The organism is Actinoallomurus sp. NPDC052274 (assembly GCF_040679475.1).
GTDB classification, from domain to species: domain Bacteria; phylum Actinomycetota; class Actinomycetes; order Streptosporangiales; family Streptosporangiaceae; genus Actinoallomurus; species Actinoallomurus liliacearum.
The window spans coordinates 115,287-130,209 of record NZ_JBFAUT010000023.1; the positions used below are offsets into that span (position 1 = coordinate 115,287).

The 14,923-nt window shown below is 72.4% G+C and carries 12 protein-coding genes; 3 read left to right on the forward strand and 9 right to left on the reverse strand.

All coding sequences use genetic code 11. The features are described 5' to 3' along the window. Window positions 1-63 precede the first annotated feature (63 nt). From AB0K82_RS21110 to AB0K82_RS21145, 8 genes are all read right to left on the reverse strand, one after another. The gene (locus AB0K82_RS21110; RefSeq protein ID WP_364399181.1) at window positions 64-1,287 is read right to left on the reverse strand and encodes a cytochrome P450; all 1,224 of its coding nucleotides are present in this window, start codon (window positions 1,285-1,287) and stop codon (window positions 64-66) included. Window positions 1,288-1,457: 170 nt separating this feature from the next. After that, complete coding sequence (locus AB0K82_RS21115) at window positions 1,458-2,951, reverse strand: prolyl oligopeptidase family serine peptidase (RefSeq protein WP_364399182.1); 1,494 nt, start codon at window positions 2,949-2,951, stop codon at window positions 1,458-1,460. Between the two features lie 111 nt (window positions 2,952-3,062). After that, complete coding sequence (locus AB0K82_RS21120; RefSeq protein WP_364399184.1) at window positions 3,063-3,656, reverse strand: helix-turn-helix domain-containing protein; 594 nt, start codon at window positions 3,654-3,656, stop codon at window positions 3,063-3,065. 106 nt (window positions 3,657-3,762) lie between these two features. Next, window positions 3,763-4,572: a hypothetical protein gene (locus tag AB0K82_RS21125; protein ID WP_364399186.1), complete on the reverse strand. Its 810-nt coding sequence runs from the start codon at window positions 4,570-4,572 to the stop codon at window positions 3,763-3,765. A gap of 156 nt (window positions 4,573-4,728) precedes the next feature. After that, the gene (locus AB0K82_RS21130; RefSeq protein WP_364399188.1) at window positions 4,729-6,438 is read right to left on the reverse strand and encodes a GAF domain-containing protein; all 1,710 of its coding nucleotides are present in this window, start codon (window positions 6,436-6,438) and stop codon (window positions 4,729-4,731) included. A 153-nt stretch (window positions 6,439-6,591) separates the two neighbouring features. Then, window positions 6,592-7,470, reverse strand: coding sequence for a neutral zinc metallopeptidase (locus AB0K82_RS21135; RefSeq protein ID WP_364399190.1), 879 nt, complete (start codon window positions 7,468-7,470; stop codon window positions 6,592-6,594). A 63-nt stretch (window positions 7,471-7,533) separates the two neighbouring features. Continuing rightward, window positions 7,534-8,640, reverse strand: a complete 1,107-nt coding sequence (gene menC / locus AB0K82_RS21140; RefSeq protein WP_364399192.1) for an o-succinylbenzoate synthase — start codon at window positions 8,638-8,640, stop codon at window positions 7,534-7,536. Window positions 8,641-8,646: 6 nt separating this feature from the next. Continuing rightward, on the reverse strand, window positions 8,647-9,441 hold the full coding sequence (locus AB0K82_RS21145; protein WP_364399194.1) for a GNAT family N-acetyltransferase: 795 nt from the start codon (window positions 9,439-9,441) through the stop codon (window positions 8,647-8,649). 89 nt (window positions 9,442-9,530) lie between these two features. On the opposite strand from AB0K82_RS21145, the gene AB0K82_RS21150 reads away from it, so the two are divergent. Both AB0K82_RS21150 and pepN read left to right on the forward strand, forming a co-directional pair. Then, a complete protein-coding gene (locus AB0K82_RS21150; protein WP_364399196.1) occupies window positions 9,531-10,700 on the forward strand; it encodes a M20/M25/M40 family metallo-hydrolase in 1,170 nt (389 codons plus the stop codon). A 34-nt stretch (window positions 10,701-10,734) separates the two neighbouring features. Further along, on the forward strand, window positions 10,735-13,275 hold the full coding sequence (gene pepN, locus AB0K82_RS21155) for an aminopeptidase N (RefSeq protein WP_364399198.1): 2,541 nt from the start codon (window positions 10,735-10,737) through the stop codon (window positions 13,273-13,275). Window positions 13,276-13,297: 22 nt separating this feature from the next. On the opposite strand, the gene AB0K82_RS21160 is transcribed toward pepN, so the two are convergent. Next, window positions 13,298-14,314 carry an SRPBCC family protein gene (locus AB0K82_RS21160; protein WP_364399200.1) on the reverse strand — a complete coding sequence of 339 codons (1,017 nt, stop codon included), beginning with the start codon at window positions 14,312-14,314 and terminating at the stop codon, window positions 13,298-13,300. 265 nt (window positions 14,315-14,579) lie between these two features. Between AB0K82_RS21160 and AB0K82_RS21165 the strand changes: the two genes are divergently transcribed. Next, a complete protein-coding gene (locus AB0K82_RS21165; RefSeq protein WP_364399202.1) occupies window positions 14,580-14,870 on the forward strand; it encodes a hypothetical protein in 291 nt (96 codons plus the stop codon). The last annotated feature ends 53 nt before the right edge of the window (window positions 14,871-14,923 follow it).

Consider the following 14,923-nt stretch of genomic DNA (forward strand, 5'->3'; position numbering starts at 1 on the left):
ACACCGCCGGCGCCGCCCCTTCGCACGCGAAGGGGGGCGCCGGTTCGGGCGGGCGAGGGGGTCTCAGCGGTCGACGGCGCCCAGGGCGACCGGCAGGGACAGCGGGCCGATGGTGAAGAAGGACGGCGAGTACGGAATGGCGTCCGGGTCGATCGTCAGGCTGAGCTCCGGGAACCGCCGGTAGAGCGAGGCGAGCGCCAGCCGGCTCTCCAGCCGGGCCAGCGGCGCGCCGATGCAGTACCGCGGGCCGTGCCCGAACCCGAGGTGCCCGGCCTTCTGCTCCCGGGTGAGGTCGAACCGGTACGCGGTCTCGCCGTACTCCTCCGGGTCGAGGCCGGCCGCCTGGTACACCACGCCGACCGCCTTGCCCTTGGGGATGTCCACCCCCGCGATGGTCACGTCCTCCGCGGTGAACCGGTAGCTGGTCATCATGACCGAGTGGCGGTAGCGCAGGGTCTCGTCGACCACGTCGGCCCACCGGTCCCCGGCCTTGGCCAGCGCGAGTTGGTCGGGGTTCTGCGCGAGCGCCACGATGGCGTGCCCGAGGAGGTGGACGGTGGTCTCGTGGCCGGCGACCAGCATCAGCCACAGCAGGCCGACCAGTTCCTCGGTCGTGAGCCTGTCGCCCTCGTCACGGACCTGGACCAGGCCGGAGGTGAGGTCGTCACCCGGCTCCCGCTGCTTGCGCACCACCAGTTCGTGCAGGTAGGCCTGCAGGCTGTTCTGCGTCGCGAACGCCACGTCCGGCGGAGTGGTGTGCGCCAGCAACGTGGCGGTCCAGTCCCGTAGCCGGTGCCGCTCGTCGGCCGGTATGCCGAACAGCTCGCAGATCACCCACATCGGCAGCGCCTCGGTGAAGGTGGGGACCAGGTCGACGCCGTCACCGGCGGCCGCGACGTCGTCCAGCAGGCTGTCGACGATCTGCTGGATCCGCGGCTCCAGCGCCTGCACCCGTGCCGGGGTGAACGCCTTGCCGACCATGCCGCGCAGGCGCCGGTGGTCGGCGCCGTCCTTGGTCGACAGGTGACCGCCCTGAACGATGGCGCGCAGCGGCCAGTCCTCGGGGATCGTTCCGTCGTAGAGGGCGGGCCAGTGCTCCGGCTCCCGGAGGAAGGTCTTGTTGTCCCCGGAGAGGATCTCCCGTACGGCGTCGTGGGTCAGGGCCAGGTAGGCGGCCACGCCTCCGGGGAACTCCACCTCGACCACGGGGGCGATCTCCCGGAGCCGGAGGCAGGTGTCGAGTGGCCTTTCGTCCGCGGCGGGGAACGAAGGGAGGGTTGTCGCCATATAACGCCCTTTGTCAAAGAAGTCGGCCAAAGATCAGTACGGAAATACCCGCTGGGAACTCCAAGATCACGAAGCCGGGCCATCGGTCACCCGATCGTTACACGGCGCGCCGGCTCGCCACGCCCTGACCGTCCCGCGGCGCGGCCATCGGACACCGGCGTGGCCGTTCCTCACCAGGCGAGGAGCCCCCAGCAGGCCGCCCATGGGATGAAGATCGCTCCTGCCGCCACCAGCGCGGCGACGCGGACGCGACCACCTGTCACAGGCGTACGCCGGTTCCGCCAGGCGGAGACCGCGGTGACGACCGTGGCGACGGCGACGATGACGGCGAGGAGCTGGAGGATCAGCCACGGGAGCGGGCGACCGGCGAGGACCGGGCCGATGAACTGTCCGCTCGTCGCGAAGACCGAGAGCGCGAACAGCAGCGTTCCGGCGACGGCCATCAGGCCCGCCGCCGCCAGCAGGCGGGCCGGACGGCGGGCCGGGGCCGCCGCGGAGCGCCCGGTGATCCGGCCCACGATCCCGGTGACCGGATATCCGGCGAACACCAGCAGGAAGAACGCGATCGCGGCCCACTGAAGGCCGTTGGCCTCGTACCAGGCGCCGTTCGACGGCGCACGGCTGGTGAGCGCCTGTCGTGGGGGCGCGGCGGCGCTGGACAGGAGCGGACGGCCGGCGGCGACCTGGTGGATCCACGCCGTCATCGTGGCCGCGTAGCCGGGAGCGAGGGCGCCCAGTGGATGGCCACCCCACAGCGGGCCGCCGAGATTCTCGAACCCGTCGTCCGTACGGTGACCGTTGTGGCCCGCGTCGGCGACGAACCGGACGGTCACGTGGTCGTTCCCGGCGCGGGCGAGGACGCGTTCGAAGATCTGCGCGCTCTCGCGCGGCGGCACCTGGGTGTCGTGCTCGCCCCACAGCGCGAGCACCGGCTGCCGAAGGCGTTCGAGCACGGGCACCGGGTCGTACCCGGCCGCGGGGAACAGGCCCGCCCCATCGACGAGGTTCGCCGCTGGGCCGGCGATCGTGTCGAGCAGGGATCCGGAGACGTGGTCATGGCGCAGATGGACGGCGAGGTTCCAGGTCTGCGTGCGCAGCGGCGTGTAGCCGGGACCGCCGATCGTGATCAGGAACGCGACGTCCGAGGATCGCGACGCGGCCAATGGCGCGACCCAGCCGCCCTCGCTGAAACCCCACAGGCCGACCTTCGCCGGGTCCACGCCGGGACTGGCCTGGAGGGTCCGTACGCCGGCGAGCGCGTCGGCGGCCAGGAGGGAGAAGTCGCGGTGCATCTTGGAATAGCCGATCGTCCGCTTGTCGTACACGAGCGCGGCGATCCCGGCGCGGGCGAACGCCTCGGCCTCCTGCGCGTACTCCTGCCGCGGCCCCGGACCGGATCCGCCCACCAGGACGATGCCCGGAACGCGGCCCGTACTCCTGATCGGCGCGACGACCGTCCCGTGCAGGGTCAGGCCGCCCCCGCCGCGGAAGGAGACATCGGTGCGGGTCAGGTCATCGCCGGCGGAACGCGGTGCCGCGGCGTCGTGCGAGGCGGGGGCCGCCGTCGCCGGCGTCGGCATGAACGCGAAGAGCGGCGACGCCAGCAGGCCGATCGCCCACCCGGCCGCACGCCGGGATCCGCGCGATTTGAACGAGAGCAGCACGACGTGCTCTCCTTTCTCTGGGACGCGTGTACGCGAAGACACGCCCGCGAGGGCGTGGTGACACGGGTTCCGCTCACCGGGTCGCCGAGCGTGCAGGCTCGGCGACCCGGGTCACTCCGCGGAGCCCGACCCGGGTTCGGCGGCGGCCGCCTCGGGGACGCCGAGCAGCCGGACGTGCACCGGGCGTGCGCCGGGAGGCATCTCCTCCGTCGATCGGGAGAAGCGGTAGATCAGCGCGATGTACTCCTCGAAGAACTCCTTCGCCTCATCGAGGGTGAGACGAAGGGTGGCGCGGGAGAACAAGAACGCATCCGCCCACTCGCCCAGCGCCTCGGGGTCGGCGGTGAAGCGGGAGACCAGCTCGACGACTTCGGCGACGTTGTGCCGCATCATCTCCGAGAGCGCCTCACGCACCTCCGGTGTCTGACGGCTGTACGGCGGGAACCGGCGATCAGCGGGCACGGCGCGCCACCAGCGTTGCCGTCCCGTGGACAGCTCCGGCACCTCTTCGATGAAGCCGTGCCTGGCGAGCTGCCTGAGGTGGTAGCTGGTCGCTCCGGTGCTCTCGCCGAGTGACCGGGCGAGGGTCGCGGAGTTCACCGGCCCCTCACGCAGGCACTCCTCGATCCTGCGCCGGAGTGGATGCGCGAGCAGTCGGATCGCCGCGACGTCGGTGATCTGCTGAGCGGGGGGACGATCTGCCACCCGTTGATCATAAGCTTTCGCAAAGCGCCTTTGCAAAGGTTTTTTGCAAAGGCGCTTTGCAACGAGGAACGTCTGGGCCCCGTCGGTCCGTCGGGGTTCGAGATGATCAGGAGCGGCGGAACACCTTCACCGAGTCCACCAGCAGCTGAGCCGAGTCCACGTCCGGGGGCGGCGCGTCGTGGTAGGCCCCGTCGGCGACGGCCAGGTCCACGATCAGGTACGCGCCGTCACTGGCGAAGCCGCGCCCGTCGGAGTAGACGAGCCTGCCGTCGTAGTACCAGTCCACGCTCGACGCGCCGAGGTAGGCGCCGAGGTGGTGCCAGCCGGCCGACACGTCGGACCCGGTCTCGTAGTACTCGGCGGCGCCGCCTCCGGTGTGATTGGTCAGCTCCAGCAGTCCGGGGTGGTCCGGGTGGTACTCGAAGACGTCCACCTCGTTGCCGCCCGCGTTCCAGGTCCAGAACGCCGGCCACATGCCGAGCCGGCCCGGGAGCCTGGTGTGGATCTGGATGTAGTCCCCCTGCCTGACGAAGGCGCCCGCCGAGGGATCGTGGCCGCACGAGTCCCCGGTCGCGATGAGACCCGACGTCCAGTCGTACGACGTGCCGCCCGGCGAGGTGTGCGACTGCCGCCGCGCCGTGATCGTCAGTCGGCCCTTCCCGACGGACAGGTTCCCGGGCAGGTTGTACTCGAGCTTGTGATCGGGCTTGTTCCCCCGGCAGGCGTCGGAGTACGACGCGCTCCAGGTGGTCCACTTCGACCCGTCCAGCGCGGAGCCGTCGAAGTCGTCCTGCCAGGTGGTCGACCAGTGTCCCGGGGGCAGCGGATCGGCTGCCCGCGCCGATCCGGGGGTGGCCGCCAGCGTCGCGCCCGCCAGGGCGATGGCGCAGCCGGCGGCGCGGAGAGTACGCGGCATTCAGTTGTCCTTTCCGACGAGTCGGGTCCGCTCCCCTGACCGGGTGTCCCGTTGCGACCATGATCGCAGCCCGCTGTGGTTCCGCGACTACTTTCCGCGAAGGTCCGGCCGACGCGGTGCCGCGCACGGCCGCGTCGCCGATCGGAAAAGGGCCGCCTACTGGTGCGCCGCCGCCGGGGGGACCCGCCAGTCCAGGACGGTGCCGCCGCCGTCGCGGGAGCGGATCTCGAAGGTGCCGCCGAGGGACTGGGCGCGTTCGGCCATGTTCCGCAGGCCGCTGCGTCGGCCGTCCTCGGGGACGCCGACGCCGTCGTCCTCGACGCGCAGCACGAGTTCGTCTCCCACCATGAGGGAGACGCCGACGTGCCGGGCCCCGGAATGCCGCGCGGCGTTCGACAGCGCCTCCTGCAGAACCGCGATGACCTGGTCCCCCGTCGCCTCGTCGACCACGATGTCCAGCAGGCCGTCCAGCCGGACGGCGGGGGCGAAGCCCAGGGTCTCGGCGGCGCTGTCGATGATGCCGTGCACGCGCGTCCGGAGGGTCTGCTCCATCGTGCTCTGCAACGCGAAGATCGTCGAGCGGATCTGCCGGATCGTGTTGTCGAGGTCGTCGACCGCCCGCTGTACGCGGTGGGCGACCTCCGGCTTCTCGGTGATCTTGATTGCGCTCATCAGCGTCATGGCGGTCGCGAACAGCCGCTGGATGACCGTGTCGTGCAGGTCCTTGGCGATCCGGTCGCGGTCCTCCAGCACGACGAGACGCTCCGCGTCCCGGCGGCGGCCCGCCAGCTCCAGCCCGACGGCGGCCTGGGCCGCGAACGGCTCCAGCAGCCGGCGCGCCGGTTCGCCGAAGACGGGCTTGCCGGGGGCGTTCGCCACGGACAGCACCCCCCGGGCGCCGCTGCCCACGCCCAGCGGCACGATGAGCGCGGGGCCGATCGGCACCGCCTCGGGGACGCCGAGGCGGTGCTCCGCGCCGCTCGCGTCGGCGAGCACGAGCGGCTCACCGCTGCGGAACACCCCGCCGGCCAGGGACTCCTCGATCGGGACCCGGAGACCGTGCAGCTCCTCGGCGTGCTCACCGGCGACCGTCTCGACGATCAGCTCGCCGCCCGCGACGAGCGCGACCATGGCCATGTCCGCGTCGCAGATCTCACGGGCGCGCTCGGCCACGAGCTCGATCACGTCGCCGGCCTCCGTGCCGGACAGCAGCGTCGTCGACACCTCCGCCGACGCCTGCAGCCACCGCTCCCGGCGCCGGGCCTCCTGGTAGAGCCGGGCGTTCTCGATCGCGACGCCGGCCGCGGTGGCGAGCGCGGTCACCACGCTCTCGTCGTCCTCGTCGAACTCCCCGCCGCCGGCCTTCTCGGTGAGGTACAGGTTGCCGAAGATCTCCTCGCGGACCCGGATCGGCACGCCCAGGAAACGGCGCATCGGCGGGTGGCCGGCCGGAAAGCCGGCCGACTCCGGGTGCGCGGCCAGGTCCGGCAGCCGCAAGGGGTGCGGCTCCTTGATCAACAGGCCGAGGATGCCCTCGCCGTGGGGCCAGTGGCCGATCTCGGCGATCTCCTCCTCGCCGACCCCGACGGTGATGAACTGCACGAGCCGGCCGCCGTCGCCGATGACGCCGAGCGCGCCGTACCGGGCCTCCACGAGCGTGGTCGCGGCCTCGACGATGCGGCGCAGGACCGTCTCCAGCTCCAGGTCACTGCCGATCGACACGACCGCCTCGAGCAGCGCGTGCACCCGGTCCCGCGTGGCCAGGACGGCGTCCAGCCGGGACTGCAGCTCGCCGAGGAGATCGTCCAGGCGAAGCTGCGGCAGTGACAGGCGGGCGTGCTCTTCCTCGGGCGGATCCTGCGGCACGTGGACGTCCTCTCTCTGCGGCTCCTCTCTATCATCGGCACCCTTCCGGCGACCCGCCACTCGGGTCCGGAGATCGCGAAGATCAGCGGAACGCCGCGAGCCCCGGCCGGTGCCGGGGCTCGCGTGGTCGGGTGCCAGGTGGCGCCTGAGGTCTCAGATGCCTCCGGAGAAGGTGTCGCAGCGCGGCGGCTCGCCGGTGTCGTACCCGGTGGAGAACCAGTGCCGGCGCTGCGCGGCCGTGCCGTGGGTGAAGCTCTCCGGGTCGACGCGTCCCCGCGCCCGCTGCTGGATGCGGTCGTCGCCGACCGCCCCGGCGGCGTCGAGGGCCTCGGCGATGTCGCCGTCGGTGAACGGCTTGCTGAAGAAGCCGGTCTGCACGGCGTGCTTGGCCCACACACCGGCGTAACAGTCCGCCTGCAGCTCCAGGCGGACCGAGGCGCTGGTCGCGCCGTGGCGGTCGTTCCCGACCCGGTCCATGGTGCCGAGCAGGTCCTGCACGTGGTGGCCGTACTCGTGCGCGACGACGTACGCCTGCGCGAAGGGCCCGCCCTTGGCCCCGAACTTGTCGTGCAGTTCCTGGAAGAAGCCCAAGTCGAGGTAGACCCGCTTGTCGCCGGGGCAGTAGAAGGGGCCGACCGCCGAGCTGGCGGTGCCGCACGCCGTGGCCGTCGAGCCGCTGAACAACCGGGTGCGCGCCACCGTGTAGGTCTTGTCCCGGGCGGTGAACTCCTTCTTCCAGTACGCCTGGACGCTGTTGACGACGCCGACGATCCGGCAGTCGTCGGACTGGTCGGCGTCGGCGCCCGTACGGCACTTCGACGACAGGCTGCCCGCGGTCGGCGCGCCGCCGCTACTGCCGCTGCCGCTGCCGCCGCCACCGAGGATGTTGCCCGGGTTGACCCCGAAGAGCACGGCGGCGACCAGGGCGATCAGCCCGATCGCGCCACCGCCGATGGCCATGCCTCCGAAGGGCATGCCGCGGGCGTCCTCGACCTGGGACGCGTCGAGCCCGGCATCGTCGTCGAAGTCCACCAGAAACCTCCCGTGCGTGATCCGACGGGTCGATCCCCCGCGGAGAGAGAATTTAACAACGTTTCACCATGCCATTGCGGCGGACGCGAGACGACGCACCAGATCCTCGTCCACCTCGTGGCCCAGGCCGGGGCCCGGCGGCACCGGGACGAGCCCGTCGACGGCCCGGATCGGCGGCTCGACGACGTCGCGCTCGTAGTACTTGTCCGAGCCGGACACGTCGCTCGGCAGGGTGAACCCGGGCAGTGACGCGATCGCCACGTTGGCTGCGCGCCCGACGCCGAACTCGTGCATGCCGCCGCACCAGACCTGCCAGCCGGCCGCGACGGCGCGGTCGTGCGCGGCGCGGGCCGGCGCGAGCCCGCCCATCCGCGAGACCTTGATGTTGAGGATCCGGCCGGCCTCGAGGGTGATCGCCGTGTCGAGCCGGTCCAGGTCCTCCACCGACTCGTCCAGGCACAGCGGGGTGGCGATCCGGGCCTGCAGCCGGGCGTGCGCGGCGAGCGCGCCGGGGGCGTACGGCTGTTCGATCATCGTCAGGCCGAAGTCGTCGAGTTCGGTGAACACCGTGCCCTGGTCCTCGGTGTACGCGCCGTTGGCGTCGACGTGCAGGGGCAGTCCGGGCCGTGCCGTGCGGACCGCGCGCACGGGTTCGACGTCCCACCCCGGCGCGATCTTCAGTTTGATCCTGCGGTAGCCCTCGGCGGCGTACCGGTCGACCTGGGCCAGCAGGTCGTCGACCGTCCGCTCGATGCCGAGACTGACGCCCGCCTCGATCGCCGGCCTGGTCCCGCCGAGCGCCCGCGCCAGCGGCAGGTCCGTCGCCCGGCACCACAGGTCCCAGCAGGCCATCTCCACGCCCGCCTTGGCGAACTCGTGGCCGCGGATCCGCGCCCAGGCGGCGCCGACGTCGGCGGGGTGCGCCCAGTCCGCGGAAAGGAGGGCGGGCGCGAGGTACCGGTCGACCATGAGCAGGCAGTCCTCCACGGTCTCCGGGCAGTAGTACGGGTCGCTCGGCGACGCGATCTCCCCCCACCCGACCGCTCCGTCACCGTCCTGCACCCGGACGAGAATGTGCTCCAGGTACGCCTTGCGGTGTGAGCTGGTCTCGAAGACGCGCACGAGCGGCAGGCTCACCCGGAACACCTCGATCTTCGACACCTTCGGCACGATGTCTCACCCTTCCTCCGAGCCGTCCGGCCCCGCCCGGTCCGCGGGCCGGAAGCGGTAGACCGCCGTGTCCGCCGAGCACGTGTTGCAGGAGGTCGCGACGTAGCCCTCGTCGATCAGCCACCGTAGCCCGGCGGCGAGGTCGTCCCGGACCCGCAACGATGTCTCGCGGTCCCGGGCGACCAGGGCGTCCCAGTCACGGGGTGCCCCCAGCAGCACGTCCTCGCCCTCCCGGCGAGCCTCTCCCCAGCCGGTGTCCGCGGGCGTCGGGGCGGGCGGCCCGGCCGGCCGGAGCAGGTCCCACTCGACGATCAGCCGGTCGGTGCGCATGCCCGGATCACGTCCGATGTCCTCGACGCCGTAGAAATCCCGTTCGAACCAGCGGCCCGTCGCGCCGAGGACGTCGAGGTTGAAGTGGGCGTTGTGGGTGCGGACCGGGTCGAACGCCCAGCGCATCCGGGTGACGCCGCCGGACAGGACGTAGTCGCGCTGGCTGAACTTCAGCGCCCGCCCCACGCCGCGCCGCTGCCAGTCCGGCCGGACCGCCGCCACCTGCGAGTAGTGGTAGACGGTCCCGCCCTCCGAGCCCAGGAAGCCGTACGTGAACCCGACCAGCTCGTCTCCGGCGAAGGCCCCGATCACCGAGCCGGCGTTGCGCTGCAGCGCGGCGAGCAGGCGGGGGCTGACGGCCGGATCCGTGGGGGTCAGCGCGAAGGCGGCGCGGTACACCTCCACCCCGGCCCGCATCTCGGCGGAGGTGGTGAGCGGCCGTACCGTCAACTGCGGCGAGAGGGGCGGCAAGATGTGCTCACGGGTACGCTCAGTGCAGGGCTGCCACCTGCGGCTTCCTGACTTCATCCATTATCGACGGGCCGCTCACGGGAGGTGAGATGACCCCCGACCTGGCCACCGCCCTGGCCGACGAGACCGCCCGGCTGCTCGACTTCGGGCGCCGGCGGCTCCGGGAGTACGCGCTGGCCGAGTCGCCGTCCGGCGACTCCGCCGCGCTGGCCCGCTGCGCCGGGCTGATCGAGGCCGGCCACCGGGAGGCCGGCGGCACCGTGGCCCGCGAGGGCGAGCACCTGGTGTCGCGGTTCGGCCCGCAGGAGGGCCCGCACCTGCTCCTCGTCGGCCACTACGACACCGTCTGGCCGGTGGGGCGGCTCGACACCATGCCGTACACCGACGACGGCACGACGATCACCGGCCCCGGGACGTACGACATGAAGGGCGGCCTGGTCGCCGTCGAGATGGCGCTGCGCGCGCTGCGCGCCGCTGGGACGGCGCCCACCCGGCAGGTGCGCCTGGTCGTCGTCGCCGACGAGGAGGTCGGCAGTCCCACGGGAAGCGCCGTCGTCGAACGTCACCTCGACGGCGCGGTGGCGGTGCTCGGCCTGGAGTCGCCGCACCCGGACGGCGCGCTGAAGAACGCGCGCCGGGGCAGCGTCCGCGTCCGGCTGGGCGTCCGCGGCCGCGAGGCGCACGCCGCACTCGACCCCGGCAAGGGCGTGTCCGCCATCGACGAGCTCATCGACCAGCTCGCCGTGGTCCGCGGCGTCGTGCCGGCCGACGGCACCACCCTCTGCAACGTCGGGCGGATCGAGGGCGGCCGGCGCGCCAACGTCGTCGCCGGCGAGGCGTCCGCCGAGATCGGCCTGCGGTTCGCCTCGGCGGCCGCCGAGCGTACGGTGCTGGGCGCCCTGGCCGCGCTGCGCCCCGTACGGGCGGGCGCCACCGTCGAGGCGTCCGTGCTGTCCGCGCGGCCGACCTGGCCGGAGCGGTCCGTGGATCCGCTGCTCGACCACATCGCCGGCATCGGGGGGCTGCTGGGCCAGCGGATCACCGGCCGGCCCGCCGCCGGTGCCGGGGACACGAACCTGCCCGGATCGCGCGGGCTGCCCACGCTGGACGGATTCGGCCCGCCGGGCCGGGGGGCGCACGCCGCGGACGAGGCGATCAGCGTGGCCGGTCTCGCCGGCCGGGCCGCTCTCCTCGCGGGGATCATGGTCTCGCCGCCGCCGTCGGCGGGTTCCGGAAGCGACTCGGAGGATCTCCGGTGACCCGCCTACCGCCGCGATACGGCACTATTGCCGCATGTCGGCTCTAACCCGCGCGGAGGCGCAGGCGCGCGCCCGTCTGCTGGACGTCCGCACCTACTCGATCCACCTCGATCTGACGCGTGGGGACGAGGTGTTCCACTCCGACACCGTCGTCCGCTTCGGCGCGGAGCCCGGCAGCGAGACCTTCGCCGAGGTCCGGCCCGCGCGCCTGCACCGGGCCGTGCTGAACGGACGGGAGCTCGATCCGGCGTCCCTGCGGGACGGCCGGCTGCCGCTCGCCGGCCTGGCGGCCGACAACGAGCTGCGCGTCGAGGCCGACATGCCGTACTCCCGGACCGGCGAGGGCCTGCACCGGTTCACCGACCCGGCCGACGGCGAGGCGTACGTCGCGTCCCAGTGCGCTCCGGACGACGCCTCGCGGCTGTTCGCCTGCTTCGACCAGCCCGACCTGAAGGCGCCGATCGAGTTCGCCGTCACCGCTCCGCCGCACTGGACGGTGCTGAGCAACGTCGCGGGCGCGAAGGACGAGGACGGCCGCTGGCGCTTCGCCCCGACCGTGCCGATCAGCACCTACCTCGCCGCCGTCGTCGGCGGCCCCCTCCACTCGGTCCACGCGGAGCACGACGGGGTCCCGCTCGGCGTCCACTGCCGGCGTTCCCTGGCTCCGTACCTGGACGCCGAGGAGATCCTCGAGCTCACCCGGCGCTCCATGGACCGGTACCACGAGCTGTTCGCGGACCGGTACCCGTTCGGGAAGTACGACCAGGTCTTCGTGCCCGAACTGAACTTCGGCGCGATGGAGAACCCCGGCTGCGTCACCTTCCGCGACGAGTTCCTCTTCCGCTCCGCCGTCACCGACGCCGAGCGGGAGACCCGCGCCATCGTCATCGCGCACGAGATGGCGCACATGTGGTTCGGAAACCTCGTCACGATGCGCTGGTGGGACGACCTGTGGCTCAACGAGTCGTTCGCCGAGTACATGGGCTACCAGGTCGTGACCGAGGCGACCCGCTTCACCACCGCCTGGACCGGGTTCACGATCGCCCGCAAGCCGGGCGGCTACGACGCCGACCAGCGCCGCTCGACGCATCCCGTCGCGGCTGAGGGCATCGACGACACCGCCGCCGCGCAGACGAACTTCGACGGGATCTCCTACTCCAAGGGCGCGTCCGTGCTGCGGCAACTGGTCGCCTGGCTCGGTCCCGACGCGTTCTTCGCCGGGATCAACGCCTACTTCGCCGAGCACCGCTTCGGCAACGCCGCCATGGCCGACCTGCTGGACGCCCTCACCGCCGCGAGCGGCCGGGACGTGCACGGCTGGGCCGAACGCTGGCTGCGCACGAGCGGGGTGGACACGCTCCGCCTGGAGCTCACCGAGGCGGACGGCACGCTGACGTCCGCGACCGTCGTCCACACGGGGACGCCGGGCGATCCGTCGGCGCTGCGCCCGCACCGGATCACGGCCGCGACGTACGACCTGGTCGACCGTGCCGAGGGCGGCCGGCGGCTGACGCCGCGGGAGCGCTTCCCGATCGACCTGCCCGCGGACGCGGAGGCGGACGGCACCGCCCGCGTGCCGCTGGAACGCCTGACCGGGGCGCCCCGGCCCGACCTCATCGTGCTGGACGACGGCGACCTCAGCTACGCCAAGCTCCGGCTGGACGAGCGGTCCCGGCAGGCGGCCGCCGAGGCCCTGAACACGATCGACGACGGCCTCACCCGCGCCGTCATCTGGGACACCGCGCGCGACATGGTGCGGGACGGCGAGCTGCCCGCCGCCGAGTTCCTGGCCCTGGTCGAAGCCCACCTGCCCGCCGAACCGGACGTCAGTGTCGTCGAGGCCATGCTCGCCTTCGGCCGGCGGCAGGTCGCCGACCGCTACACGCCGCCCGCCGCGCGTCCGGCGGCCGTGGCGGCCCTCGCCGGCACCTGCCGGGAGATCCTCGCGCGCACGGCGGACGGCTCCGCGCCGACCCTGCGCCTCGCCGCCGTCCGGGAGCTCATCCACTGCGCCGAGACCCCGGAGGCGCTCGCCGAGCTCCGGGAGTGGCTGCGGGGCGGGCGCGTCCCGGACGGCCCCGCGCTCGACCCGGACCTGCGCTGGAGCGTGCTGGCGCAGCTGTCCGCGCACGGGGCGGCGGGCGAGTCCGACATCGGGGCCGAGGTCGCCCGCGATCCCAGCGCCACGGGCCAGGAGGGCGCCGCCCGGTGCCGGGCCGCGCTCCCCGACCCGGCGGCCAAGGAAGCGGCGTGGCTGCGGCTCTTCACCGACGGCGCCCTGTCCAACCGCCTGCTGACCGCGACCGCCCAGGGCTTCTGGCGGCCGGCGCAGGCGGAGCTCACCGCCGGATTCGTCGATCGCTACTTCGCGGACGTGCCGGCGGCGGGCCGGCGCGGTCCAGCGGTGGCCAGGGCGCTCGGCCGGGAGCTGTTCCCCGCCCACGCCGCGACGCCGGCCACCGTACGAGCCGCCGAGGAGTGCCTGGAGCACGCGGACCTGACGACCGCGCTGCGCCGGGCGCTCGACGACGAACTCGACGACCTGCGCCGCGCGCTGCGGGTACGCGGCGGCTGACCCGCGGCGCGCGGCGGATTCCCTACTCGTCCTTGGCGCCGGCGGTCTGCTTGGCCGTCGACCGCCGCGTGCCCGAGGAGGAGCCGGAACCGGAAGAGGAGGAGCCGCCGGAGGAGCGTCCGGACGCCGAGGACTTCTTGGCGCCGGAGGACCGCCCGTTACCGGAGGACCGCCGGGTGCCCGAGGACTTGGTCCCGGACGACTTGGCCGACGACTTCGTCCCGGACGAGCTCGCGGACGACTTGGTCTCGGACGACTTGGCCGACGACTTCGCGGACGATGACTTCTCGTCGCCGGACTTGGCCACCTCACCGTCGTGGATCTCGCCACGCCAGCCCTCGGTGTCATCATCCGGGTGGAGCAGCGCCTGCGACATCACGTGCCGCCGGAAGTGCTTGAGCTCGAGCCGGGCCCGCCGTCCCTGCGCGCGCCAGAGATTGCCGGTCTTCTCCATGAAGCCCTGGGGGTGGTACTCGAGGACGAGCAGCACCCGGGTCAGGTCCGAGGCCAGCTCGTGGAAGGTCACCGCCCCGTCCACGTAGCCCTTCTGACCGGTGGAGCGCCAGACGATCCGCTCGTCGGGGACCTGCTCGACGATGGTCGACTCCCACGTGCGGGTGGACCAGAAGATCTTCGCCTTCCAGCGCAGCTTCTCGTCGCCGAGCTGGTCCGTGCTCTCGACCTTCTTCATGAACGTCGGGAAGTCCTGGAACCGCGTCCACCGGTCGTAGACCAGCCGCCGGGGCGCACCGATGTCGATCTCTTCGATGATGTTGGTGACCTTCACCTTGGCGGAACCGTCCTTGCCGTTCTTGTCCTTCTTGCCGAGCACCTGCCCACCGACCTCCTTCAACGCGGCGACCCCTCCGGCGACCGCCGCCTTCGCCGACGTCCCACCGGCCTTGCCGATGGACTTGGCCGCGCCGGACGCGACCTTCGGCCCCAGACCACCGCCGCGTCGGGCCTCCTTGGCGACCGTCTTGACGGTGCTCTCGATCTGCTTCGTCACGGGCTTGGCGATGCCCGTCGCATGTTTCACCAGAAAGTTCCCCGGCCGCTCGGCCATCTTCGTACCCTCTCGTTCGAATCCCTGCGTCTTTGCTTGCTTTGACCGGGTTGCTTACCCGAGAAAAGGCGACACATTCGCATTGGCCGCCGACCGTCGGCGAATCACGGCGAGCGCATCGCCGGACACGGCGCGTCAACGAATATCTGCAGTACGGCGACCTGCGGAGGAATAGGTCACGCTGTGCGGGTACGACGGTGTTACGTAACGGTTGTCCCCCGAAAAGGAGAGGCGCTCCATGCGCAAGAACATTGCCGGTGCTGCGGTGCACAAGGCCACTGAGTCCCGTCCGGACAAGAAGGTCGCACAATCCGCCGGCACGCTGAAGAACGCGCCGAAGAAAGCGGCTCAGGAAACGGTGATGAAGGGCCTGCGAGCCCCCGTCGTCGGGAAGGTGCTGCAGTCGTTCGCGTTCGCCCGGCTGATGCGGGTGCTGGGCGCGGTCGTCCGCTTCATCGGGCCGCGCGCCCTGCCGGTGGCCCTCGTGGTCCTCGCGGGCTGGTTCGTCCGCCGGTTGCGGAAGAAGTGACCCTCTCCGTCCGCCGGTGGGAGGGCGGCGCTCCCCGTCGCCGCCCTCCCACC

Bases quoted from the DNA above. Each gene is read 5' to 3' on its own strand.
- pepN (WP_364399198.1), top strand. From the start codon at position 10,735: ATGTCGGCTCTAACCCGCGCGGAGGCGCAGGCGCGCGCCCGTCTGCTG.
- AB0K82_RS21125 (WP_364399186.1), bottom strand. From the start codon at position 4,572: ATGCCGCGTACTCTCCGCGCCGCCGGCTGCGCCATCGCCCTGGCGGGC.
- AB0K82_RS21165 (WP_364399202.1), top strand. From the start codon at position 14,580: ATGCGCAAGAACATTGCCGGTGCTGCGGTGCACAAGGCCACTGAGTCC.
- AB0K82_RS21150 (WP_364399196.1), top strand. From the start codon at position 9,531: ATGACCCCCGACCTGGCCACCGCCCTGGCCGACGAGACCGCCCGGCTG.
- AB0K82_RS21110 (WP_364399181.1), bottom strand. From the start codon at position 1,287: ATGGCGACAACCCTCCCTTCGTTCCCCGCCGCGGACGAAAGGCCACTC.